The 22,979-nt window shown below is 67.4% G+C and carries 21 protein-coding genes; 15 read left to right on the top strand and 6 right to left on the bottom strand.

Translation table 11 applies throughout. The features are described from left to right. Positions 1-3 precede the first annotated feature (3 nt). The 3 genes from ACWEQQ_RS10800 (at position 4) to ACWEQQ_RS10790 (ending at position 3,783) form a co-directional block, all read left to right on the top strand. A complete protein-coding gene (locus ACWEQQ_RS10800; RefSeq protein ID WP_452348048.1) occupies positions 4-1,284 on the top strand; it encodes an RNA polymerase sigma factor in 1,281 nt (426 codons plus the stop codon). 94 nt (positions 1,285-1,378) lie between these two features. Further along, on the top strand, positions 1,379-2,551 hold the full coding sequence (locus ACWEQQ_RS10795) for a serine hydrolase domain-containing protein (protein ID WP_452348047.1): 1,173 nt from the start codon (positions 1,379-1,381) through the stop codon (positions 2,549-2,551). Between the two features lie 128 nt (positions 2,552-2,679). Beyond that, a complete protein-coding gene (locus ACWEQQ_RS10790; RefSeq protein WP_452348046.1) occupies positions 2,680-3,783 on the top strand; it encodes a glycoside hydrolase family 43 protein in 1,104 nt (367 codons plus the stop codon). Between the two features lie 2 nt (positions 3,784-3,785). Here ACWEQQ_RS10790 and ACWEQQ_RS10785 read toward each other — a convergent pair whose 3' ends face one another. Then, positions 3,786-4,799, bottom strand: a complete 1,014-nt coding sequence (locus tag ACWEQQ_RS10785; RefSeq protein WP_452348045.1) for an AraC family transcriptional regulator — start codon at positions 4,797-4,799, stop codon at positions 3,786-3,788. A gap of 161 nt (positions 4,800-4,960) precedes the next feature. On the opposite strand from ACWEQQ_RS10785, the gene ACWEQQ_RS10780 reads away from it, so the two are divergent. From ACWEQQ_RS10780 to ACWEQQ_RS10745, 8 genes are all read left to right on the top strand, one after another. Further along, positions 4,961-5,482, top strand: coding sequence for a hypothetical protein (locus tag ACWEQQ_RS10780; RefSeq protein ID WP_452341943.1), 522 nt, complete (start codon positions 4,961-4,963; stop codon positions 5,480-5,482). A gap of 11 nt (positions 5,483-5,493) precedes the next feature. Beyond that, positions 5,494-6,828 (top strand): Dyp-type peroxidase, encoded by a 1,335-nt coding sequence (locus tag ACWEQQ_RS10775; protein WP_452348044.1) that lies wholly within the window; start codon positions 5,494-5,496, stop codon positions 6,826-6,828. Beyond that, positions 6,825-7,841: a hypothetical protein gene (locus ACWEQQ_RS10770; RefSeq protein ID WP_452348043.1), complete on the top strand. Its 1,017-nt coding sequence runs from the start codon at positions 6,825-6,827 to the stop codon at positions 7,839-7,841. The genes ACWEQQ_RS10775 and ACWEQQ_RS10770 overlap by 4 nt, the downstream gene beginning before the upstream one ends. Positions 7,842-7,884: 43 nt before the next feature. Then, on the top strand, positions 7,885-8,535 hold the full coding sequence (locus ACWEQQ_RS10765; RefSeq protein ID WP_452348042.1) for a GAP family protein: 651 nt from the start codon (positions 7,885-7,887) through the stop codon (positions 8,533-8,535). A 243-nt stretch (positions 8,536-8,778) separates the two neighbouring features. Continuing rightward, complete coding sequence (locus ACWEQQ_RS10760; RefSeq protein WP_452348041.1) at positions 8,779-10,101, top strand: saccharopine dehydrogenase family protein; 1,323 nt, start codon at positions 8,779-8,781, stop codon at positions 10,099-10,101. A gap of 6 nt (positions 10,102-10,107) precedes the next feature. Next, positions 10,108-11,400: an NAD(P)/FAD-dependent oxidoreductase gene (locus ACWEQQ_RS10755; protein WP_452348040.1), complete on the top strand. Its 1,293-nt coding sequence runs from the start codon at positions 10,108-10,110 to the stop codon at positions 11,398-11,400. Between the two features lie 71 nt (positions 11,401-11,471). Beyond that, on the top strand, positions 11,472-12,167 hold the full coding sequence (locus tag ACWEQQ_RS10750; protein WP_452348039.1) for a transporter: 696 nt from the start codon (positions 11,472-11,474) through the stop codon (positions 12,165-12,167). Positions 12,168-12,247: 80 nt separating this feature from the next. Then, complete coding sequence (locus ACWEQQ_RS10745; RefSeq protein WP_452348038.1) at positions 12,248-12,862, top strand: TetR/AcrR family transcriptional regulator; 615 nt, start codon at positions 12,248-12,250, stop codon at positions 12,860-12,862. A 2-nt stretch (positions 12,863-12,864) separates the two neighbouring features. Here the strand turns inward: ACWEQQ_RS10745 and ACWEQQ_RS10740 are convergent, their stop codons facing one another. Continuing rightward, positions 12,865-14,052: a PucR family transcriptional regulator gene (locus tag ACWEQQ_RS10740; protein ID WP_452348037.1), complete on the bottom strand. Its 1,188-nt coding sequence runs from the start codon at positions 14,050-14,052 to the stop codon at positions 12,865-12,867. A 178-nt stretch (positions 14,053-14,230) separates the two neighbouring features. Here ACWEQQ_RS10740 and ACWEQQ_RS10735 point away from each other — a divergent pair, with 178 nt between their 5' ends. Beyond that, positions 14,231-15,790 carry a GMC family oxidoreductase gene (locus tag ACWEQQ_RS10735; protein ID WP_452348036.1) on the top strand — a complete coding sequence of 520 codons (1,560 nt, stop codon included), beginning with the start codon at positions 14,231-14,233 and terminating at the stop codon, positions 15,788-15,790. Between the two features lie 157 nt (positions 15,791-15,947). Here ACWEQQ_RS10735 and ACWEQQ_RS10730 read toward each other — a convergent pair whose 3' ends face one another. Both ACWEQQ_RS10730 and ACWEQQ_RS10725 read right to left on the bottom strand, forming a co-directional pair. Further along, positions 15,948-16,184, bottom strand: a complete 237-nt coding sequence (locus ACWEQQ_RS10730) for a hypothetical protein (protein ID WP_452348035.1) — start codon at positions 16,182-16,184, stop codon at positions 15,948-15,950. Between the two features lie 487 nt (positions 16,185-16,671). Continuing rightward, the gene (locus ACWEQQ_RS10725) at positions 16,672-17,925 is read right to left on the bottom strand and encodes a PucR family transcriptional regulator (RefSeq protein ID WP_452348034.1); all 1,254 of its coding nucleotides are present in this window, start codon (positions 17,923-17,925) and stop codon (positions 16,672-16,674) included. Between the two features lie 127 nt (positions 17,926-18,052). Here ACWEQQ_RS10725 and ACWEQQ_RS10720 point away from each other — a divergent pair, with 127 nt between their 5' ends. Together ACWEQQ_RS10720 and ACWEQQ_RS10715 are read left to right on the top strand one after the other, a co-directional pair. Further along, positions 18,053-19,561, top strand: coding sequence for a flavin-containing monooxygenase (locus ACWEQQ_RS10720; RefSeq protein ID WP_452348033.1), 1,509 nt, complete (start codon positions 18,053-18,055; stop codon positions 19,559-19,561). Between the two features lie 5 nt (positions 19,562-19,566). Next, complete coding sequence (locus ACWEQQ_RS10715; RefSeq protein WP_452348032.1) at positions 19,567-20,454, top strand: alpha/beta hydrolase; 888 nt, start codon at positions 19,567-19,569, stop codon at positions 20,452-20,454. Positions 20,455-20,477: 23 nt separating this feature from the next. On the opposite strand, the gene ACWEQQ_RS10710 is transcribed toward ACWEQQ_RS10715, so the two are convergent. Next, the gene (locus ACWEQQ_RS10710; protein WP_452348031.1) at positions 20,478-21,401 is read right to left on the bottom strand and encodes an esterase/lipase family protein; all 924 of its coding nucleotides are present in this window, start codon (positions 21,399-21,401) and stop codon (positions 20,478-20,480) included. 234 nt (positions 21,402-21,635) lie between these two features. On the opposite strand from ACWEQQ_RS10710, the gene ACWEQQ_RS10705 reads away from it, so the two are divergent. Next, positions 21,636-21,911, top strand: a complete 276-nt coding sequence (locus ACWEQQ_RS10705) for a hypothetical protein (RefSeq protein ID WP_379445928.1) — start codon at positions 21,636-21,638, stop codon at positions 21,909-21,911. Positions 21,912-21,957: 46 nt separating this feature from the next. Here the strand turns inward: ACWEQQ_RS10705 and ACWEQQ_RS10700 are convergent, their stop codons facing one another. Beyond that, complete coding sequence (locus ACWEQQ_RS10700) at positions 21,958-22,701, bottom strand: DUF899 family protein (RefSeq protein WP_452341875.1); 744 nt, start codon at positions 22,699-22,701, stop codon at positions 21,958-21,960. Between the last annotated feature and the right edge of the window lie 278 nt (positions 22,702-22,979).

Raw genomic sequence — 22,979 nt, 5'->3', positions numbered from 1 at the left:
GCCATGGCCGACCCCACCGGTCGTGACGCCGTCGCCGCGGTGTGGCGCATCGAATCCGCGCGCATCGTCGGCGCCCTGGCCCGCTACACCGGCGACTTCACCCTCGCCGAAGACCTCGCCCAGGAGGCGCTGGCCGAGGCGCTGGTGACCTGGCCGCGCGACGGCGTGCCACGCAATCCCGCGGGCTGGCTGCTCACCGTCGGCCGGCGTCGCGCCATCGACGCCTTCCGCCGCCGCGCCACCCGCGACGACCGGTACCGCGCTCTCGCCCGCGACCTGGGCGAGGGCGGGGTCGCCACCGGCGGGACACCCCCGGAAACGCCGGGGGCGGAACCGCTCTGGGATCCGGATCAGATCGACGACGACGTGCTCGCGCTCATGTTCGTGTCGTGCCATCCGGTGTTGTCCCGCGAGGCGCAGGTGGCGCTGACCCTGCGCGTGGTCGGCGGCCTGACCAGCGACGAGATCGCCAAGGCCTTCCTGGTGCCCACCGCGACGGTGCAGGCCCGCATCACCCGCGCCAAGAAAACCCTTGCGGCGGCCCAGGTTCCGTTCGCCATCCCCCCGGCCGACGAACGCGCCGCCCGGCTCGGCTCGGTCCTGAATGTCGTCTACGTGATCTTCACCGAAGGCTCCTCGGCCACCTCCGGCGCACACCTGATCCGCCTCGACCTCGCCGCCGAAGCCCAGCGCCTCGCCCGGGTGCTGGCCCGCCTCGTCCCCGAGGAACCCGAGGTCCACGGATTGCTGGCCCTGCTGGAACTGACCGCCGCCCGCTTCCCCGCCCGCACCGACGCCACCGGCCGGCCGATCCTGCTCGAACACCAGAACCGAATGCGCTGGGACCGGGCGGCCATCCGCCGCGGCCGCGCGGCCCTCGACCAGGCAGCCCGCCTCGGCCGCGGCCTCGGCGCTTACGGTCTGCAGGCCGCGATAGCCGAATGTCACGCCGTCGCCGACTCCGTCGAGGCCACCGACTGGCCCCGCATCGTCCTGCTCTACGAAGCCCTGGCCCGGCTCTCGCCGTCCCCGATCATCGACCTCAACCGGGCGGTCGCGGTCTCCATGGCGGAGGGTCCCGTCCCTGCCCTCGCCATCGTCGACGATCTCAGATCGGCTGCGGCCCTTCCGAATTCCCATCTTCTCCCTAGCGTCCGCGGGGAACTGCTCGCCAGACTGGGCCGGACAGCCGAAGCCCGAACCGAATTCGACCTCGCCATCGCCCTGTCCGGCAACGACCAGGAACGTACCCTGCTCGAAGCCAAACTCGCCGAACTGGATTGACCAGCTCCTCGGGTCGGGCTCGGGGATTTCCCCCATTCCGATTCTGGGGATGTGCCGGATTACGCCGGGGCGGTGGCGAAACTAGCGTTCAGCCATGACTTCGACTCTGCGCAAGCGCCTTTCGGTTGCCCTCGGTGCCGCCGCGTTACTCGTCGCCGAGATGGCCACCGCGGTCGCCCAGCCCGCCGGTCCCTCGCTCGCGGAGCAGTTGCGTCAGGACACCGAAGCGATCCACGCCCTCGGCATCAGCGGCGTGCAGGCCCGCGTCGTCACACCCGACGGTGCGCAGTCGGTCGCCACCAGCGGCACCGCCGACTTGAACACCGCCCTCCCGGTCCCCTCCGACGGCTACTTCCGCATGGCAAGCACCGCCAAGACCCTGGTCGCCACCGTGGTTCTCCAACTCGAGGCCGAGCACACGCTGACTCTCGATGACGCAGTCGACCGCTGGCTGCCGGGAGTCGTGCAGGGCAACGGGAACGACGGCAGCCGGATCACCATTCGCCACCTGCTCCAGCACACCAGCGGTATTCACGACGACCTGCCCGGATACACCACGCCGGCGGAGTACTACGAGCAGCGCTACGACCTCTACAGTCCCGAGCAGCTGGTGGCCCGTGGCATGGCCCAGGCGCCGGACTTCCCGCCCGGACAGGGCTGGCAGTACTCCAACACCGGATATGTCCTGCTCGGCATGATCATTCAACAGGCCACCGGCCGACCCGCCCACCAGGAGATCGAAGCCCGCATCCTCGGCCCGCTCGGGCTCGACCAGACCCGCTGGACCGGCGCCTCGCCCACCCTGCCCGAGCCGCACGCCCGGGCCTATCAATTCTTCGGTCCCGGCGCCGAGGTGGACGTCACCGATCAGATACCCGTTGAGCACGAGACCCTTTCGTGGGTCACCACCACCCGAGACGAGAACAGCTTCTTCCGCGCGCTGCTCGGCGGCCGGCTGCTCCCCGCGCAGCAGCTCACGGAGATGAAGCAGACCGTCCCGGTGAGTGCGGAACTCCAACAGCTGTGGCCCGGTGGCCGATACGGGCTCGGCCTGGCCGAACGGCCCCTCAGCTGCGGAGGGACCTACTGGAGTCACGAGGGCGGGGACGGCGGCTACATCACCCTCAACGGCGTCACCGAGGACGGCACGCGAAGCGCCGTGGTGTCCATGTCCGAGGCGCGCGGCGACACTCCGGAACACATCCGCGACCAGGAGAACGTGGCCGGCGCCCTGATCGACCATGCCCTGTGCGCCGGGAGCCGGTGAACCGCGCAGCCGATCGTTTGTGGAGTCCCAGCGAATCGCTGTGCAGTCCTGCGGCTTTCCGTTGGTGATTGAACCAGCCCACGACGGCGTCGAGACTGAGTTCTCGACGTTTGCTGGAGGTGGCGCTGGTGGGTTGGCGAAGAGCCATGGGACTGGTCGGTGTTCTGACAGTGGGCGTCGGAACGATGGTCGCAGGGGGCAATACACCGAAGGCCTCGGCAACCGGGGCGCATAGCGAGGAATTCACCAATCCGGTGCTGGCCGCCGGGGCCGACCCGAGCATGACCTACTACCAGGGCCGATTCCACCTGGTGCAGGGGGACTTCTACAACGACGACAACATCGTGATCCGCAGTTCGGACACACTCGGGGGACTGGAGGAGAGCGAGCCGAAGGTGGTGTGGGAGCACCCCGACTGCCCTGCCCCCGCCTGCACCAAGATCTGGGCTCCGGAACTCGTGCACATCGGCGACCGGTGGTGGATCTACTTCGCGGGGCAGGAGGACGACCGCAACGAGACCCATCGGATGTACGCGCTGCGTTCCACCGGAAACGACCCGACCGGCCCCTACGAATACCTCGGGCCGCTGAACCTGCCCGGCGGCTGGGCCATCGACGGCACCTACCAGCAGTACGCGGGCGTCGGCTACTTCTTCTGGTCCTGCCTGCGCAACCCCGATGACACACGCGTACAAGACATTTGCGTGGTCCGCATGTCCGATCCCATGACGCCGAGCGGCGACCGCGTCAGCATCGCAACACCCACCGCCGCCTGGGAAACCGTCCCCAACGACGCGGACCTCCTGATCAACGAGGCCCCGCAACCCCTGATCGCACCCGACGGCCGCCTCTTCGCAACCTTCTCCGCCAATGCCAGTTTCGACGACACCTACTGCCTGGGCCTCCTCGAACTGGCGCGCGGCGGCGACCCCATGGACCCCGGAGCCTGGACCAAATCCGGCGGACCCGTGCTCCCCGGCGGTCCCGGCGCCATCGCCCCCGGCCACAACGGATTCCTCACCATCGACGGCCGCCCCTGGATCACCTACCACGCCCGCCTCGAACCCGGCACCGGCTGGCCCGGCCGCAGCATCCGCGTCCAGCCCATGTACTTCGGCAAGGACGGCCGCCCGCAATTCGGCATGGCCTTCGGCCCCGACGACCCCATCGTCATCGACGGCAAAGGCCACAATGCTCCGGGAAGCCCGGTGACGCCCGAGCCGCGGCGCTGAGGTCAGGTCGCCTCGGCCGATGCCCGGGTGCGGCGCCACTGTGCGGGGCTGCAGCCGTGCTGTTTGCGGAACCATCGGGAGAAGTTTCCGGGGGCGGAGAAGCCGAGGAGTTCAGCGGTCTCGGTCAGGGAACGGCGTGGGTTGGCGACCATGTGGCGGGCCAGTTCGGCGCGGGTCGAATCCAGTAGTGAGCTGAAGGTCTCGCCCTCGGCGGCGAGGCGGCGGTGGACGGTGCGGCGGTCGACGCCCAGGCTGCGGGCCACCTGCTCCACCGAACAGCGGCCGGTGGGGAGGAGCAGTTCGATGAGCTCGCGGACGCGGTCGGCGGTGGTCGCGGGACGGACCGGGTCGACGGGGTCCAGCAGCCGCTGGGTATAGGCGCGCAGCTGTGGATCCGCCATCGCATTGGGCGCATCGAGATCGCTTGTGTAGGTGAGAATTCCATTGAAGTCCTGCTCGAAGGTCACCTGCGGTCCGAAGACCCGGTGATGGGCGCGCAGATCGGGCGGGGCGGGGTGGGTGAAGCGGACCTCGACCGGCTGCCATGGGGCACCGATGAAACCGGCGAGTAGGCCGTGCAGGACGCCGACCGCGAGTTCGACGGATTGGCGGGTATCGCCGGGCTGCCCGATATCGAGGGTCAGCCGAATGGTGGCGAGGCCGTTCTGTTCGGTGAGGCGGGTGTGCAGCGCCTCGTTGTACGTGTCCTCGTGCCGCGACATCACGGTCAGAGCGCTGCGTACGTCGGGCTCCTCGCGGACCACCAGGCTCAGCGGACCCAGATTGGCGAAGCGGCGGCGCTCGGCCAGGCGCAGCCCGAAATCTGCGCAGTTCGTCGCGACGGACGAGTGCTCGAGCAGCTCGGCGATCGCGGCGGCGGGCACCCAGCGGTCCTGCAGGCTCAGACCGGCCGGGTCCAGGCCGGACGCGCGCAACAGCTCCACCGGGCCGATGCCCAGCGATCGGCACAGCTCCACGTATTCGTTCAGCGCTGCGTAGCGGGCCAGTGGTTTCACCGATTCTCCCGTCCCGAAATGATCAGCATCCTGTCCCGTAATGATAAGCAGTCGGTCCCTGCGCTACCTACAGTGGGTTTCATTCCAGCAACCGAAGCCAGACCGAAGGAAGGGACGACGACGTGGCCACAAGCAACGAGGATTGGTCCAGGCCAGCAGCGATGGCAATCCCCGAGGCGGGGTACTTCGAGTACGAACAGGGACGCTACGGTCCGATCTATCCTCGAACTCCAGCTAACTATGGGTTTTCCATCGTCGCCAAGGTCAAGCCGGGTCATGAGGCGGCGATCCGGGAGCACGGCAAGGTCATCCAGGCCGCGGTCGAACAGGATCCGAATGTGCTTGCGCCGCTGCGGCTGCACTATCTGCGGTGGGTGCTGTTCGATATCGGCGACGGCCTGACCTTCCAGTATCAGGGCATCTTCGACACCGACTTCGACAAGTACCTCGAGGACGCGCTCGACCTGTTCCTGTCCACGGGCATCACCACCGCCTTCGTGAATCTCGAAGGCTTTCCCGAGGATTGGCGCACCAATCGGGCCGCAGCCATCGAATTCTTCCGCAAGCACCAGTTCCCGAGCTTCCTCGAATATGGTGAATACCCGTATGTGACCTCCGATGAGGTCAAGAAGGCCCTGCGGCTCAAAGCGGCGTTCTCCGACATGCTCGACGAGATGCAGTAGCGGGGGTCGCGATGCTCGAATTCGACGATATCCAGCACATCCTGCTGACCCGGGTGCCGGCGCTGACCGGGCGCTACGAGTTCCTGTCCTTCACCGACGCCGCCGGCGCGCGCGCGTGGCTCGCCGCCATGGCCGACCGGGTGCCCTCGGTCGCCGAGTTGCAGGACTCGGTGGACACCGACAAGCAGTGGGTGTCCGTGGCTTTCACCTGGACCGGACTGCGCGCCCTGGGCGTCCCGGCCGACGCGCTCGCGAGTTTCCCGGAGGAATTCCGCCAGGGCATGGCCGCCCGGGCCGAAGTCCTGGGTGATGCCGGGGCCAACCATCCCGACCATTGGATCGACGGCACCGCCGGTGACGATCTGCACGCGATCGTCATCCTCTTCGCCCGTGACGCCGCCGAACGCGACCGACGGGTGGCCGAACACGATGCACTCCTTGCCGCCTGCCCGGGTGTCACGGTGCTGTCATCGCTGGATCTGGAGGCCGTACCGCCGTTCGGCTACGCGCACGACCACTTCGGTTATCGGGATCGCTTGTCGCAGCCGGTGATCGAAGGTACCGGGGAGGAGCCCACGCCGGGCAGCGGCGCACCGCTGAAGGCCGGGGAGTTCATCCTCGGTTACGACGACGAGAGTGGGCCGCCGCTGGATCTGCCACAGCCCGAGGTGCTTTCGCGCAACGGCACCTTCATGGCCTATCGCCGCCTGCGCGAACACGTGGGTCTATTCCGTGACTTCATGGCCGAGCACGGCGACACCGCCGACGAACAGGAGCTGGTGGCGGCGAAGCTGATGGGTCGCTGGCGCAGTGGCGCGCCGCTGGTCCTCGCTCCGGAGGCCGACGATCCGGAACTGGGTGCGGATATGAGCCGCAACAACGATTTCAACTACAAACAGATGGATCCGCACGGCTACGCGGTGCCGCTCGGGTCGCACATCCGGCGCATGAATCCACGTGATACGGGCGTGAACATGCAGCGCCGCCGCATGATTCGCCGCGGCGCAACCTATGGGCCGCACCTGCCGGAGGGAACCCCCGACGACGGCGCCGATCGCGGCATCGCGGCCTTCGTGCTGTGCGCGAGCCTGGTGCGCCAGTTCGAGTTCGCGCAGAACGTGTGGGTCAACGACACGTCGTTCCACGAACTGGGCAACGAGCGGGATCCGATCATCGGCAACCAGGACGGCACCCTGGAGTTCACGATTCCGAAGCGTCCGATTCGCAAGACCATCACCGGAATTCCGGCGTTCACCAGCGTCCGAGGCGGCGCGTACTTCTTCCTGCCAGGACTGCGCGCCCTGCGCTACCTGGCCACTCTCACCGATATCGAGGCAGCAGCATGACATCGTTCACCCCGGCCCGCACCTACAACCAGGCCCACCTGGCCCGCCCCTACACCCCCGGCAAGCGGCGCATCAGCATCTACTGGTCGTGGAGCTATCCCTGGGAAACGCAACGGGATACGGCCGAACTGGACAACCGCTTCTCCACCATGACCGAGGTGCGCCAGGCCACCTGGCCCGCCTACGAGACGCCCGAATACGATGCCGCGCACTTCCTGCAGGGCATCGCGGGCACCCTCGAACTGTTCCACCGCTCCACCCTCGACTTCCAGCGGGTGGCCGGGGAAGTGACGGGGCATCCGGTGGCCGTGTTCCAGCGCATCGACCAGGCCGGATTCAAACAGCCCATCGACGAACGCATCCTCGCCGACACCGACACCCTCATGGTGTTCGGCCTCGATCACCTGCTCGCGCAGGAGGAAGCGGCTCCTGAGGAGATCGCCGCGATCCAGCAGTGGCTGCAGCGCGAGGGCACCTGCCTGCTCCTCGCCCCGCACCACGACGTCGGCTTCACCGATGACCTGAAGCAGCGCCAGATCGAGTTCGAACATCACGGTGATCCGCTGGTGCCGCGCCAGCAGCGATTCGGCGCCTACACCCGCTCGCTGATGACCGCCCTGAACGTCCCGGTACACAATGTCTACGGCCTGCGGCCCGCCGTCGTCGAAGGCACTCGCTCGATCGCGCCGCTCACTTCCTTCCGCGACCTCGACAGCCCACGCCTGCTCGACGACGTCACCACTTTCAATTTCCACCCGCACCTGCCCCACTACGAATTGACCGAGCCTGAAAGCGATTCGGTGCGCCTGCTCGCGCGTCAGCCCATCGAACTGTCCCGTCCCCACCCGTTCATCGAGGCGGGCAACACCGAATTCAACACGTTGCTGTGGCTGCCCCCCACCGTCGAACGCGCCGGCGACATCGTGATGGCCGACTCCACCAACTTCACCACCCTCTTCGGCGGCACCGACAGCCTCGCCAGCTTCTGGCGCAACCTCGCGGCGATGAAATGACCCCGGCTGCAAACGGCGGCCCGATGCCGCAGGGGTGGGACCTGTGATCGGAGACCTGCTGCCACTGGCCATAGGCGTTGCGCTGTCACCTATTCCAGTGGTGGCGGCCATCCTCATGCTGCTCTCCACCAACGCCGGCCGGGCCAGTGCGGGCTTCGCGCTCGGCTGGGTGACGGGCATCGTGACGGTCACGGGGGTCGTGACAGCCGCGGCCGCATCCGGGCTGATGAGTTCGGCGGGCCAGCGCTCCGCTGCGGCCGCTGCGATCAAGATCGCCATGGGCCTCCTGCTGGTGTTCATCGCCTTCCGTCAGTGGGGCAGCCGCAAGGACGATTCGATACCGGGCTGGATGAAAGCCATCGACGAACTCGGAGTCGCCAAGGCGGCCGGCCTCGGCATGCTGCTCTCCGTACTGAATCCGAAAAACCTGCTCCTGTGCATCACGGCGGGCGTCACAATCGGCACCTCGGGGCTGAACCCGGCCGGCACCGCCGCGGCAATCGCTGTCTTCGTTTTCCTGGGCGCGGCATCGGTGGTCGTCCCCGTGGGTGGCTACGCCGTCGCGGCGAATCAGCTGCGCGGCGCACTCGCCCACTTGAAGAACTGGCTACAGGCGAACAACCACACGGTGATCGCCGTGGTGTTCATGGTGATGGGCAGCACGGCCTTCGCCAAGGGCGTGAGCGGATTCTGACCAGGTACTGATCGCACTGTGCCACACAGTGTTTCACCACCGTCTCGGGTCGTCGGCGGAAGTTCGACGGCCCGAGACGGTCTCATGCCGTCGCTGCACGGTTCGCCGGAATCCGCGGTCGGAACTCCGGACCGCTTCCACACCCCACCGGTGTCGACCAGGTGAAATGCCGATCATGTATCGGCCAAATTAAACTTACAGAGCGTCATTGACACGACGTAAGTGTGGCTCTAGCCTGTGACCATGACCACAGCAAAGAGAATTGTCTTCATCGGCGCGGCAGGTGACATGTGCCGCGTGGCGATCGATCGCTTCGCCAAAACGGCCGGGGGCGGCTGGAAATTGGAGTTGTACGACATCCGGCCCGAGGCGCTCGAGGCGTTCGTCGCGACATTGCCGACCAAGGAAGTGACGGTCGGCTCGTTCGATCTGTTCGACGGGGTCGCGCTTCGCAACGCGATCGAGGGCGCCGCACTCGTCGTGCTCGGCGCGGGGCCGTACAACCGGACCGCGGAGCCGGTGATGCAGGCGTGCCTCGAGCAGCGGGTGCCCTATCTCGACCTCGACGACGATGAGGAAAGCACCCTCGCCGCCATGGAACTCGATGCCCGGGCGCGGCAGGCCGGCGTGCCGATCTTCGTCGGATGTGGCGCGTCACCCGGACTGACCAATGTGATGGCGGCCGACGCGGCTCGCGATATGGACACGGTCGAGCGCATCGATGTGTGCTGGGTGACCGGCGACGAAGGGCCGGTGCCGTACGGGCGTGCGGTGCTCGATCACGCGATTCGCGGCTATGCCGGCCCCTGTCACACCTGGGAGCACGGACGCTCGGTGACTCATCAGACCTTCCTCGAGACCGATGTGTTCGCGCTGGGCAACAGCTTCGGCGATGGCTACCGGTTCTACGAATGTGCGCATCCCGAGTCGGTGACGATGCCGCGGCGCTGGCCGGGAGCTGACCGGATTCGGGTGCTCGGTGCGCTCGATCCGCCGCCGGTCAACGGCATCATGCGCGGTATCGCCGTGGCGGTGCAGGAGAACAAGATCTCGATGGATCAGGCGATCGATTTCGTCAACGACGTGATGACCGACAAGACCGGCTCGCTCCGGGTGTGGAAGCACGCGTTGTCGGGGCTGTGGGGCACGGTTCGGCGCGGCGAGATCGGTGCGCGCGAGGTGCTGAAGTACCTGGCGACGGCAGCAGCCGGTAAGCATCCCGCGTTCCGCGGGACGAACTATGTGCGCCTGATCGGCACACGTGATGGGGAACGGGTGGTTTCGGTGCGTCGAGTGCCGGTCAGCGGGCCTGGCACCGCTTGGACCGACATGGCCTCCGCTACCGGTTCGGCGACCGCGGCATTCATGGTGCTGGCCATCCAAGAACTGCGCGATCTGTCCGGCGTCCTGGCGCCCGAGGACTGGGCCGAGCCGGAGCTCTTCTACTCGACGTTCGCCAAGACCGGCGGGGCGCCGGCCCATGAGGTCGTCGAGGCGCTGGTGGCACCGAGTTCGGCGGTGACGTCGCGCAAGGTGAGTGCCTCGGCCGATCAGGGCGGGCGGTGACGGCGCATGGATCTCTTGACTGAAACCGGTTGGGCCGCACCGCCGATCACCGGCGAGACCGCACTCGCCGGCGACATCACCTGCGACGTCGCCGTCATCGGGGGTGGCGTCGGCGGCATGACCGCGGCGCTGCGGCTCGCCGAGTCCGGGGCCGACGTCGTGCTTCTCGAAGCCGAGACCTGCGGGTGGGGCCCCAGCTCACGCAACGCCGGCTACATGACCAACTCGATCGCGGCCGACCCGGCGTTGCTGGCATTGCTGTTCAGCCGCAGCAAGGTCCGGGCGCTGTTCCAGTTCGCCGAAGCCGCAGTGGAATTCACCCAGGAAACCATCGAGCATCGTGCCATCGACTGCGATTTCGAGAAGGTGGGAATCGTGCAGGCCGCGGTGTCGAAGGGACAGCTCCGCAAGGCGCGCCGAAACGCGAAGATCATGGCCGAGGCGGGGTCGTCGGCCGAGTTCGTCGAGGGGCGAGCGGCGGGTCTCCCGGACGGCTTCCTCGGAGGTATGCGGGAGGGCATCGGCGGAACCTTGAATCCGGCCAAGTACGTCCTCGGATTGCGCGACGCCGTCCTCGCTTCGGGGGCAAGGGTTTTCGAGCACACGCGCGTGCAGGACGTCACCGACAGCGACAGCGCGGTGACCATCGAGACGGCCAATGGCCAAGTGCGTGCCAGGCAGGCGCTGCTCACCACCAACGCCTACAGCAAGAACCTCTCGATCGCGCCGCGCCGGCTGGTCTCGCCGGTATGGACGTCCCTGGTGGAAACCGAGCCGATCGCCCCGGAACGCCTGGACGAAATCGGCTGGACCAGTCGGGCGCCCATGGTGACCGCGCACATGATCCTGGAGAGCTATCGTGTCACCCCGCGAAACTCGATCGTGTTCGGTACCCGACGCCTGGAGACGACCAGCGGTCCGCTGCTCGCCCGGACCCCGTCGACGCGTGTCGTCGACGACCTCGTCCGTGGCTTCCGCGACCGCTTCCCCGGGCTGCATGATGTCGCGCCGCAACGGGCATGGGGCGGCTGGATCGGCATGAGCTCCTCCTGGCTGCCGGTGGCGGGGGAGGCCTCGCCCAACGTGCTGTATTCGCTGGCGTGCAACGGGCACGGCTTCGCGCAAGCCCAGTATGTCGGCCACATGCTGGCCGGTCGGCTCTGTGGCGAACCCATGCCCGAGGACCTGACAACCATCTGGCACGGCCGCGGCGGCTTCTGGCCCAGCTTCGTCAGCGGACCGGCACTGGAGCTCGGCTGGTTGGGTGACCGTCTGTCCGACCGGTTGGCACGCCACTGATCAACGGCGGGTCCGGCAGCAGTCGGGCCCCTCGAACACGGCCGTCAGGCCTACGAACGCAAGAGATAACCATGGAAATCAAGAACTTATTGCTGTTGCTCGCCGATCTCTGGATGATCTTCGTCGGGTTCACCTATGGCTCGAAATTCATCAGGAATTTCCGTAATTACCTACTCGGCCTCGAATGGATCATCGTTGCGACCTCGGGCACCAACTTCTTCTTCTTCGCATTGCTGGGGGCTCATCGGACCAGTCCGATGTACCACATCGCGCTCTTCTTCGATGCGTTCTCCAGGGCGGTCGGAATCACGTTGATTCTCATCCTGGGTTTGATGAAGGTGACCCACCGCTACAAGCCTTCGCTGCCAACCGATATCGCCGTCTTCGCGCTCGCCACCGTCGCGGGCCTGTACCTGTCGATATTCGCCGACCGGATAGGCGTCGCCGGGGCGACCTTCTATGTCGTGGTGAACGTCATCACGTCCGTGTTCCTGCTCTACTTCGTGCGACGGCTCTGGAATATCGATCAGCGAGGACAGGCGATCGGGGTGGTTCTTGCCACCGCGGCGGCATTCGTCATCGCCGCGACGTACGACTTCTATCACATTCCCGGCGATGACGAGAACCACACGTTCTTCTATATCGGTGCGCTCGCGACCTGGGGATTCCAGATGATGATGTACTACTACGCCTACCGCGCATTGCACCGCCACAACGAGCGAACGGAATCCCCTCAGCTCGTGGTCGGCCCGGGGCAGCCCAGATGACGGTGGAACCTGGCCGATAGGCGGACATGCCCGGCGGCGGCTGCACGGGGTCACCTCTATCGTGAAGTAGTGAGGACACGATGAGCAGACGCCCGAAGCATGATCCCAAAGAGTCGGAACGCGAGATCATCGACGCCGCAAAGGAGTTTCTGCGCGAGCGGCCGTTTCGTGAGATGACCGTCGACGCGGTGATGAGCCTTACCGGGCTCAAGCGTCCGGCGTTCTACGTCCACTTCCGCGACCGTCACGATCTCGCGTTGCGGGTTGCCGACGAACTCGGGCAGGACGTGTCCGAGATGCTCGACCGTTGGCTGGTGGGGACCGACCTGCTCAATGACGCACGGGCGGCGTTCGAGGGACTTGCCGAGGTCTACCTGAAGCATGGAGCGGTATTGAGCGCGCTGGCGGATGCGGCCGCCGGCGATGAGAAGGTCGACGCCGCATACAGCGGGTTGATGGAACGATTCGCCGACGCCACCGCCAGACGCATCACCGATGATCAGGCCGCCGGCCGCATCAGCGCCTATCTCGATGCGGCCGAAACCGCCCGTGCCCTGGTCTGGATGGATGAACGCTATCTGAACCGGGTGTTGGGTCGTGCCCCGCAAGCGGATCCGAAGCGGGTTGTCGACGTGCTCTACAACATCTGGATGTCCGTGCTGTACGGAACGCCGCAGCTACCGGGCACGGACTAGGGTCAGGAGCCGAGCCGGACCGCGCGGAGCGCGACGTAGAGCTCGGCAGCCGATCTGGGATCCGAGCAGCGACGCCCGGTGAGGGTCTCGATTCTGCGGAGACGGTAGTGAATGGTGTTGCGGTGGTAGTTCAGCCGCTGCGCGACCTCGGTGTTCGATCCGCCGCAGTCGAACCATAGATCGAGGGTGTCGAGCAGGGTGTCGCGGTCCTCGTCGTCGAGTTCGAGGATCGGGCCGAGGATTTCGTCGGCGAGGCTGCGGGCGGCCTCGGGCGCGCTGACCAGCACCAGCGGGAGCGGGGTATGCCCGTAGACGGTGACGGCGTTCGAGCCGGGGTGGGTGCAGCGGGCGGCGAGTTCGGCCTCGCGCACGGCCGCGCCGGTCATCGACAGTGTGCTGAAGATGCGGCTGACGCCGACCCGGCCGCTCACGATCTGCCGGAGCCGGGTCAGCGAATGATCCAGTGCGCGTTGATTTCCGAGGCTGAGCAGCCCGATGCGAGCATCCGATTCGGTGAGCCACACCGAGTGCACGTAGGCCGCGCGCAGCCCGCCCTCCGCGCCCGGCACCGGATTGGTGGAGGGCACACCGGACTCGGCGCGCACGACGACGAACACACCGGCTCGCGGCAGGTGCAGCATGCGGCCGATATCGGCCAGCGACGCGGCGTCGGTGTCGCTGTCGCTGTAGAACAGGGTGCGCAGCATGGCCTGCCGTTCGGCGTCGGCCCTGGTGACACGCTCGGTCAGGAAGCCGGAGTAGGCGTCGGCCGCCGCGCTCGAGTAGTCGTCGATGAGCCGCCAGACCTCCGAACCCAGCGCGGGCAGGATGTTTTCGCCGGACCGGTCCGCGGTGGCCAGGGACCGCTCCCAGATCAGCCGGCCCGCCAGCCGGTAGGCGTGCAGCAGCGCGGCGAGTGGAATACCCAGTTCGGCCTTGGCCCTGCCGACCTCGGTGGCCGCCTGTAGCCGTCGGCCGCCGATACCCGCGAGCTGGCCGAGCACGGCCTCCAGATTGTCGTGGACGGCGGTGCGCAGCACGGCTTCCGGCAGGGCGGCGGTTTCCGCGTAGGCGTGGTCTCCGGTACGGATGCGCCCGACCAGTTCACTCGTGAGGTCGTCGACGTCCGCGAGCAGGGTGCGGGCAACCGCCTCGGACCCGTTGGCGGGCGGTCCGATCAGGGCTGTCATGCGTTCGATAGTACGAAAATGACGAGATCGTGTTGTGTGCTGGAACACAGCCGGCAACCCGGATCCGCCGACTCGGGCACATGGTGTGGACCGGGGCTTCGCTTGCAGTATCGAGATCGATAGTGATCTGGGCCATATCGGCCCGAGTTCGATGCGAAAGCGAAGAGAGGTGCCGATCGTGTACGACTATGTCGTCGTGGGCGCGGGTTCCGCGGGATCCGTGCTGGCCGCCCGGCTGTCCGAGAACCCCGATGTGCAGGTGGCGCTGATCGAAGCGGGTCCGCGCGACACCGCCGAGGAAATCCATCTCCCCGTCGCTTTCCCCGCCCTGTTCAAGAGCCCGCTCGACTGGGACTTCGACACCGAACCCGAGGCGGGGCTGCTCGGCCGGCGCGCCTACCTGCCGCGCGGCCGCGTGCTGGGCGGGTCCAGCTCGATGAACGCCATGATCTACATTCGCGGCGCACGCGCCGACTTCGACGGGTGGGCGGCGGCGGGCGCGACCGGCTGGAGCTACGACGAGGTCCTGCCCTACTTCCTGCGGGCCGAGGACAACGAGCGCGGTAAGGACGCCTACCACGGCACCGGCGGTCCGCTCTCGGTCAGCGACGGTCGCTCGGTCAATCCGCTCGGCAACGCCTTCCTCGCCGCCGCTGAGCAGGCGGGCTACCGCCGCAATGGCGATTTCAACGGCGCCACTCAGCTGGGTGTCGGCCGCTACCAGCTGACCCAGCGCAACGGCATGCGCTGCAGTGCGGCGGTCGCGTATCTGCACCCGGCCCTGAATCGGCCGAATCTGTCCGTGTACACCGAAACCCTTACGCACAAGGTTCTTTTCGACGGCAACCGGGCCATTGGCGTGCTGGTGGGCCGCGGCGCGGAGACGGAACTGATCACCGCTCGCCGCGAGGTGGTGCTGGCGGCCGGCGCGTACGGCTCGCCGCAGCTGCTGCTGCTCTCGGGCGTCGGCCCCGCGGCGGGCATCGAGCCCTTCGGCATCGACACCGTGCACGAACTCCCGGTCGGGCAGCACCTGCAGGACCATCTCGCGGTCTTCCTGAACTATCGCACCGATCGGGAATCGCTGATGACCGCGTTGACACCGGACCACCTCGCGCTGCTGCAGATCGAGGCGCGCGGACCGCTGACCTCGAATGTCGGTGAGGCGGGCGGATTCTTCGCGACCCGGCCCGGATTGGCCGGGCCCGATGTGCAGTTCCATCAGGCGCCCGCCCTGTTCTACGACGAGGGCATGGGCCCGCTGCTCGAGCACGGCTTCGGATTCGGACCCTGCCTGGTCAATCCCAGCAGCCGCGGTGAGCTCACCCTGCGGTCGGCCGCACCGGGCACCGCGCCCCGCATCCGGCACAACTACCTGGCCACCGAGGACGACCAGCAGACTGTGATCGCCGGGCTGCGCATCGCGCTCGACATCGCCGGGCAGACCGCCCTGCGCGAGGTCACGACCGGCGAATTCTCCGTTCCGGCTTCGGATTCGGACGCGGACCTGCTCGACTTCGCCCGCCGCACCGGGCAGACGCTCTATCATCCGACTTCCACCTGCGCCATCGGTGCCGTCGTGGACCCGCAGTTGCGCGTCCTGGGCCTGGAAGGCCTGCGCGTGGCCGACGCCTCGGTCATGCCGACGGTCGTGCGCGGCAACACCAACGCGGCCACCATCATGATCGCCGAGAAGGCCGCCGACCTGATCGCCGCCGACGCCGGGATTGCGCGATAAGCGAGACTCGCGGCTCCGGCGCGCAGATCAGGTGACGCGCGGCGGACTCCCCACTGTGGGGACACGACTGGGTGAGCAGGCCCTACGCGCTGCTCATGAGGTCGACACCGGAAACGACGACGTGCAGGCGGAAAGCCTGCACGTCGTACCGGGTCCGTTACCGGGCGGGACTTTCCGCCCGCAGGGGACGCAACCGCTCCATGCACTGTTTGCGAAGCGTGGACGCGGTCGCTCCGGTGAGCACCTGTGACGCCGAGGACGCCAGCAGCCGCATGAGACGGGCGTGAAACTCCTTCGGGCTCAAGCCGAAACGTACGAACGCCTCGGCGTCATTCCCGCCGTACGGCGCCCAGGCGGTCGCGAATTCGAGCATCTCGCTCTCGATGGGAGTCATCGGCACCGCCTTTCGCTGCGGGTCACTCAGGGCCGGAACATGGCTGGATCCCGGCGGTCTCGGCGATCTCGTGGGCTGTGCGGACCGGAGCTGGGATTCGTGCGGTGGTCGGGGTGCCCGTTGCGGCTCCGTTCCGAGGTCCGTCCAACGCCCGCCGCAGCTCCCACTATCGGGCCCACCGGTCGAGCCGGCGGTGCACGAAGGATGTGCGCTGGTCATTCGGCCGACCTCGCGCGTTGGTTCTCGGGCATGGGCCCACTCCGCTTCTGTTGTTCTGTTCCTGTCGCCACAAACGGGCGCTGAAACCGCAATCGGCCGAGGGGCCGGGCGGTAGTCCGATCTCGAATTGAATTCGACTTTAAGAGGGCCGTGCGACGCTGTCAACAGCCATGACGCTGTCAACAGCCATGTAAAGGACACGAATGGCGAGCTCGCGGTCGAAATGCCCTTGTGTCAGTTCTCCGGAAACCGGGCCACCCGTGTCCGGCTACGCATCGGTGCGAGTCAGGACGCGGGCTCCGATTCGATGGGCGAGTTCGAGTGCGAGCTCGACAGCCAACCGGCGTTCGCCCGGCCGATGCCCGAGTAGGTCGGTGGCGCGAGAAACGCGTTGCAGCACCGTGTTTCGATGCGTGTGCAGGCGGGCCGCGGTACGCGGGGCGTTCTCGGCTTCCTCCAGGAAGACGCGCAGGGTCTCACGCAACCGGGCGGCGGCGGGAGTGTCCGACGCCAGCGGACCCAGCGTGTCGGCGACGAATTCGGCTGCGCGGGAGGGATTTTCCGCCGTCAGCGCGGTGACCTCCAGGTCGTGGAAGAGCGTGACCCGCGCGGCGTCCGGCAGCCCGGCGAGCAGGTTGTGCATCCCCAGCGCCGCCTCGTGCGAGCGGCGGAAGCCGGCGATGCCGGAGCGCGCCGGGCCGACCGCGACCCGGACGCCCGGGTGGGCCGCGCCCAGCGCGCCGCGCAGGCCCTCGACCGCGAAGGCGGAACGGGTGCCCACCCACGCCCACAGTGTGGAGCTGCCCGCGGACAGCGTGAGCGGGGGCCGTGCCCCACCGGCCCGCGCCAGCATCGCCGCCGCGGACTCCAGCGCGCCCTGGACCTCACCGGTCGGCGAAGACCACAGCACGAGCGCCGTGTGCGTGCCGGCGAGGTCGTATCCGAGCCGCTCGCTCGCCCGGCGGTTGTCGATGGGCGCGCCGTCGAGGATCAGCCGGATCGTCTCGGCGCGCCGGGCCAGCGCGCCCCCGAGGATCTCCTCGCGTTCGCGCTGAGCGACCGAGATGACCCGGCCGACAACCTGATCGACATACTCGAACATGCGCTGAGCGGAGATCTCGAGCAGCGGCACGAGCAGCGGACCCGACCCCGCGATCCGCGTGGCGTGCGCCAGGTAGTGCCGCCACGCGGTGTTCTGCCCGCTCCGATAGGACTGGAAGATCACGTCCAGATCCATACCGCGCCGCGCGACCGTGCGGGCCACATCGAGCGCTTCGGGCGGCACATCGATCGGGGATACGCGGGCCTCCCGGCGGGCGAGAACGGTCAGCAGCCGTGCGGCATTCGCGCGATTGCTGGCCGTCATGTCCGCGATCAGTGCCGCGTCGGCGCCCACCATGGGGGTCAGCTCGATCTCGGCGGCATCCATCTCGGCGACCAGCTGGTCGAGATCGGCCAGCATCAACTCCGCCACTCGGCCCACGAGGTCGACGAGTTCGGGTGCCGGATCGGGACCATTCATGCACCCAGTGTGCAGCCGCACATTTTCAGGGGCAAATGCTGGCCGTGCGGACATACCCCGACGGCGACCCCACTCCTAACGTGAACCGAATCACAGCCCCGCCTCTCTGCGGCCCAGGAGACCTTTCGTGACCATCCCGTCCAGCCACCACGGCACCACCGATTTCGACGTTCTGGTCATCGGCGCCGGAATATCCGGTATCGATGCCGCCTACCACCTCGCGACCCGCCGCCCCGGCACGTCCTTCGCGGTGCTCGAAGCCAGCGACTCGATCGGCGGTACCTGGAGCCTGTTCCGATATCCGGGTCTGCGTTCGGACTCGGACATGCCCACCTACGGCTACGGCTTCAAGCCGTGGACGCATCGCAAGTCGATCGCCGACGGGCATCTCATCCTGGATTACCTGCGTGAAACCATCACGGAAAACGGTCTGTCCGAACACATTCGATTCGGTCACCGGGTGCTCGACGCCCAGTTCTCCTCCGCGACCGGGCGCTGGACGGTCCTGGTCGAACACACCGGCAGGGCGGAGCAGGTGCGATTCACCGCGCGATTCCTGTTCCTGGGCACCGGAATGTACGACCACCGTGCCGGATACACCCCTGATTTCGCCGGCCTCGACGAATTCGAGGGCCGCGTCGTGCACCCGCAGCATTGGCCGGCGGATCTGGACCACGCCGGGAAACGCGTGGTCGTCATCGGCAGCGGCGCGACGGCGGTGACGCTGATTCCCGCGATGGCGGGCAGCGCCGCCCACGTCACCATGCTGCAACGGTCGCCGAGCTACGTCATGTCGCTGCCCGGCGTGGACGTGATCGCCGGCGCCCTCAACCGGGTGCTGGGCGCGGAACGCGCCGCCACCCTGATCCGGCGGAAGAACATCATGATCACCCGCGGAATCTACAAGGCCTGCAAGCGCGCCCCGCGCTCGGCGCGCCGGCTGCTGATCGCCATGGTCCGCCGGCAACTGCCCGCCCATTTCGACGTCGACACGCATTTCACGCCCCGCTACAACCCGTGGGAGCAGCGGCTGTGTGTGGTGCCGGACGGTGACCTGTTCAAGGCGCTGTCGAGCGGCCGCGCCTCGGTCGTCACCGACCGCATCGCGCGCTTCACGCAGACCGGCATCCTGCTGGAATCGGGTCAGCAGCTCAGCGCCGACATCATCGTGACGGCAACGGGTTTCAACCTGTCGCCCTTCGGCCGGATCCGGTTCGAGGTCGACGGGCGACCGGTGGACCTGCCACGGACAACGGTCTACAAGTCGATGATGCTCTCCGAGGTGCCGAACCTGGCCTTCGTGGTCGGCTACACCAATATCTCCTGGACGCTCAAGGCCGATCTGGTCTGCGAGCACTTCTGCCGTCTGCTCGATCATATGGACGCCAACGGTTTTCACACCGTCACGCCGGCGGCGGCCGACCCGGCCATGGAGCGGGTACCGCTCGTGGACGACCTGCACTCCGGCTATGTCCAGCGCGGGATCGCGGGGTTCCCACAGGCGGGAACTCGCGGCCCGTGGACAGTGGAGATGGCCTACGAGAAGGACGCCGAGCGCCTGCGCGAGAGTCCGGTGCACGACACCGCATTGCGGTTCACCTTCGCCGCCCCGGCGACCGTGGTCGCGGCGAGGTGAGCGCGATGCGGAACATCACCTTCACCAGCCACGGAACCCGTTGCGCCGCATGGCATTTTCCCGGGGCGGGCACCGAGCCCGGGCGTCCGTGTGTGGTCATGGCGCACGGCTTCGGCGGCACCCGCGACACCGGACTGCTCGGGTATGCCGAACCATTCGCCGCGGCCGGGTACGACGTCCTGATCTTCGACTACCGTGGCTTCGGAGACTCCGAAGGCACTCCACGACAGCACGTTTCGTACCGACAGCAGCGCGAGGACTACCACGCGGCCATCGCCGTCGCTCGGCAGTTGCCCGGCGTCGACCCCGAACGCATTGTGCTCTGGGGAACCTCCTACTCCGGCGGCCATGCCGTCGCGGTCGCCGCCCAGGACCGGCGGATCACGGCGATCGTGGCGATCACCCCCGCGATGGACGGACTCGCCACGCTGGCGCACGTCATGCGCCGCGCCGGCATCGGCTACCTCGCACGTGCGGCCGGGCACGGGCTGCGTGACCTCGCCCGGAGCATCGCCGAGCGGCCGCCGCACTACGTGCCGATCGTCGGCCCGCCCGGATCGCCGGCCATCATGACCAGCCCGGGCGCGGTGGAGGCCGTCGTTCCGGTCGCGGGACCGACCTGGCGTAACGAGGTGTGCGCTCGGGCCGCCCTGGAAGTCGGCCTGAACCGGCCCACCACGTTCGCCGGGCGCGTGCCCTGTCCGATCCTGGTGCAGGTCGGCACGAACGACAGTGTCGCGCCACCGAGCGCGGCCCGGCGCGTCGCTGCGAAAGCCGGTCCGCGGGCGCGGATTCGCGAGTACCCCGTCGACCATTTCGACATCTATCAGGGCCCGTGGCAGCAGCAGGCGGTGACCGACCAGCTCGAGTTCCTCACCGCCGTATTGCGGTGACCTCCAGGTCCGCGATCGGCAGGTCAGAACTGCGGCCCGCTCCCGCACTGCACCGGCACCGGCCGCCCCGGATCCAGCGCGTTCAGAATCATCGCGTCCACGCTCGGGTCGTACGCCAAGCCGCTGTGCCCGACCGGGTCGTCCGGGCACTGGTCCTGGACGACGAGGTCGCTGACGCCACCCTCGGCGATGGCCGCGGCGGCGGGCGGGGACACCATGGCGTCGTGCGCCGACACGATGGTGGTGTAGCGAATGCCGGTCCGGGCGATCGGGCCGTCGTGCAGCCGGGTCAGCGCCGCCGAGCCGGGGGAGACGTCCTCACAGATCCCGCATACCCCCGCGACCAGCCCGCGTAGTCCGAGTTGTGTTGCGCCGCCGATAAGTCCGCTGGTGATTCCGTTCGTGGGTGGTGCCAGGACGGCGACCGTGCCGATCCGGTCAGCCGCTGCCGGGTCGGTCTTCGCGAGGTAGAGCGCAACGAACGCGCCACCGGAATGCCCGACCAGGTCGACCTTGGCGGCGCCGGTCTCGGCCCGCACGCGGTCGATGAAGGCGGATACCTGCGGCACGGACACCGACACCCCGTCGATGCCGCCGTCGAACGCGTTGGTCCCGCCGTAATTCAGGGAGTACACGCAGTATCCGGCATTCGCCAGCTTCGGCCCGAGATGCGCGAAACCGTTGTACTGATTGGCAGGAAAGCCGTGCACGAGCACCACCGGCCGCGGATGGGCCGCCGACGGTGTGCACGGCACATTCACGCCGGGCGCTGATTGTGCGGGATCCTGCCCGGACACCACGAACCAGGCTTCCCGGGCAACCATCTCCTCGAAAGTCGCCTCCGGTAGCGGATCGGCGGCTGTGGCCGTGCCGGGCGCAACGATGTTCGGTACCAAGGCAATCGCGGTGGTGGCCAGAACCGAGCCAACGCATTCGCGCATGCCCATGTCGAGCTCCAAGAAGTGAACAACTTTTCTCTGAGTCTAGTCCTATAAATTCCTCGCAGGTGGACGAGTGGTCCTGGAATCTCGATGTTCTCCGTGGTTCGTCTGAACCCCCGTAGGAATCTCCAATCCGATGCGGCAACCCCGGACGTTCTGTTGGACTCCTCTCCGATTGATCGCACCGGTGCCGGAGGAGGACAGTCGACAGCACCGTTCACCCCACCCGGATCGCGATACATGTCAGCAACACCCGCACATCGCACACAACGGACCCGGTACACGTCCGTCGGCGGAAAACAGGCCGCATGGCGCATGATCGGCAGCAGCATCGAAATCCTGGCCCTCACCGTCACCAATGCCGCCCGACCCCCCGACCCCGCCGCCTTCGACGACAACACCTGTCACGACCTGTGCTGGGCCCGTGAACGTTTCACCAAATTCGCCGACCTCTGGGACGCGATCCGCAGCGAATACTGGCAACTCCTCTTCCACTCCGACGCCCACTTCACCTAGCCGGGCGATTGGCTCGCCGACAATCGCCGGGTGAGGAACCGCGACGTCACCAGTTCGCGGGTAGGTGTCGAACTCGCCATTGGCGGAACCGGGGCGATGTGCCCAGATCGAACAGTGTCCAGAGCGGCTCCACCGTGTCGGGATGCTCTGGGTTCTGCCACGGATCATCCGGTGGTACGAACATGAGCTCGCTTGCCCAGTGCAGCCGTATCGTGCCGTCGGGCGAGCGCTTGAAAACGGTCAGCAGCGGTACAGGGTGGCCGGCAGGGCTGTCGCCGCCGTAGTCACTCCGGAAATTCGAGTTCGCCGCCGACAGCACCCGGGTGTGCCGCCACCCCCTGTCGTGCGCGAACGCCGCTACTCGCTCGATGGGGGCCTTGGCAACGATCGCCAAATTGCCACCCAAATCGTCGAAGTGGGGCGTGGTGCTGTCCCACATGTCGATCAGCGCGGTGCACGACGGACACGGTCCTTCGTCGGTGGGCAGTTCCGAGAAGATCCCGCTGGTCGGTCTGGGCCGAACATCTCCCGGGTGACGCGGGAACATGTAGTGATAAAGCATCAGTGTGTCGTCATCGCCGAACAGCTCGGACATACGCACTGTTGTTGCGGCGCCGTCGTCGCCGATTCGATCGAACACGTAATCTTCGGGGACCTCGCCGCCGGGCGGTAGTGATTTCCGTTGCGCCGCAACGGAATCCATCAGCCGCTGGAGATCGGCCTCCTGCTGAAGCAGCGCCTCACGCGCCTCGCGATACTCTCGCGACTCATTCGGAAAAGCGATCGACATACGGACCTCCTAGACCGGCATGCCATTGACTTCACCCTGTTCTGGACACTACTCGGTGCCTCCTCGTTCCCTGTCGCGTGGCACCGCAGCGCGGCATCGGATGTTCCGAGCTCTCCCGGTCACGCCCTCGAACTCGTAGACGCTGACCGGGATCTTGTTGCCGTCGGGTCGCTCGATCCCGAGGTTCTCGATCCCGACGCGCGAGGTATCCAGCGGCAGCCGGTCCTCGATATCGGCGAACAGGGGCTGGGGTAGCTGATCGCGGGCACAGCACTGCC

The sequence above is a fragment of the Nocardia sp. NPDC004123 genome (assembly GCF_053603795.1).
Note: the sequence above shows the minus strand (reverse complement) of the source record. Positions and strands in the feature narration are given on the sequence as shown.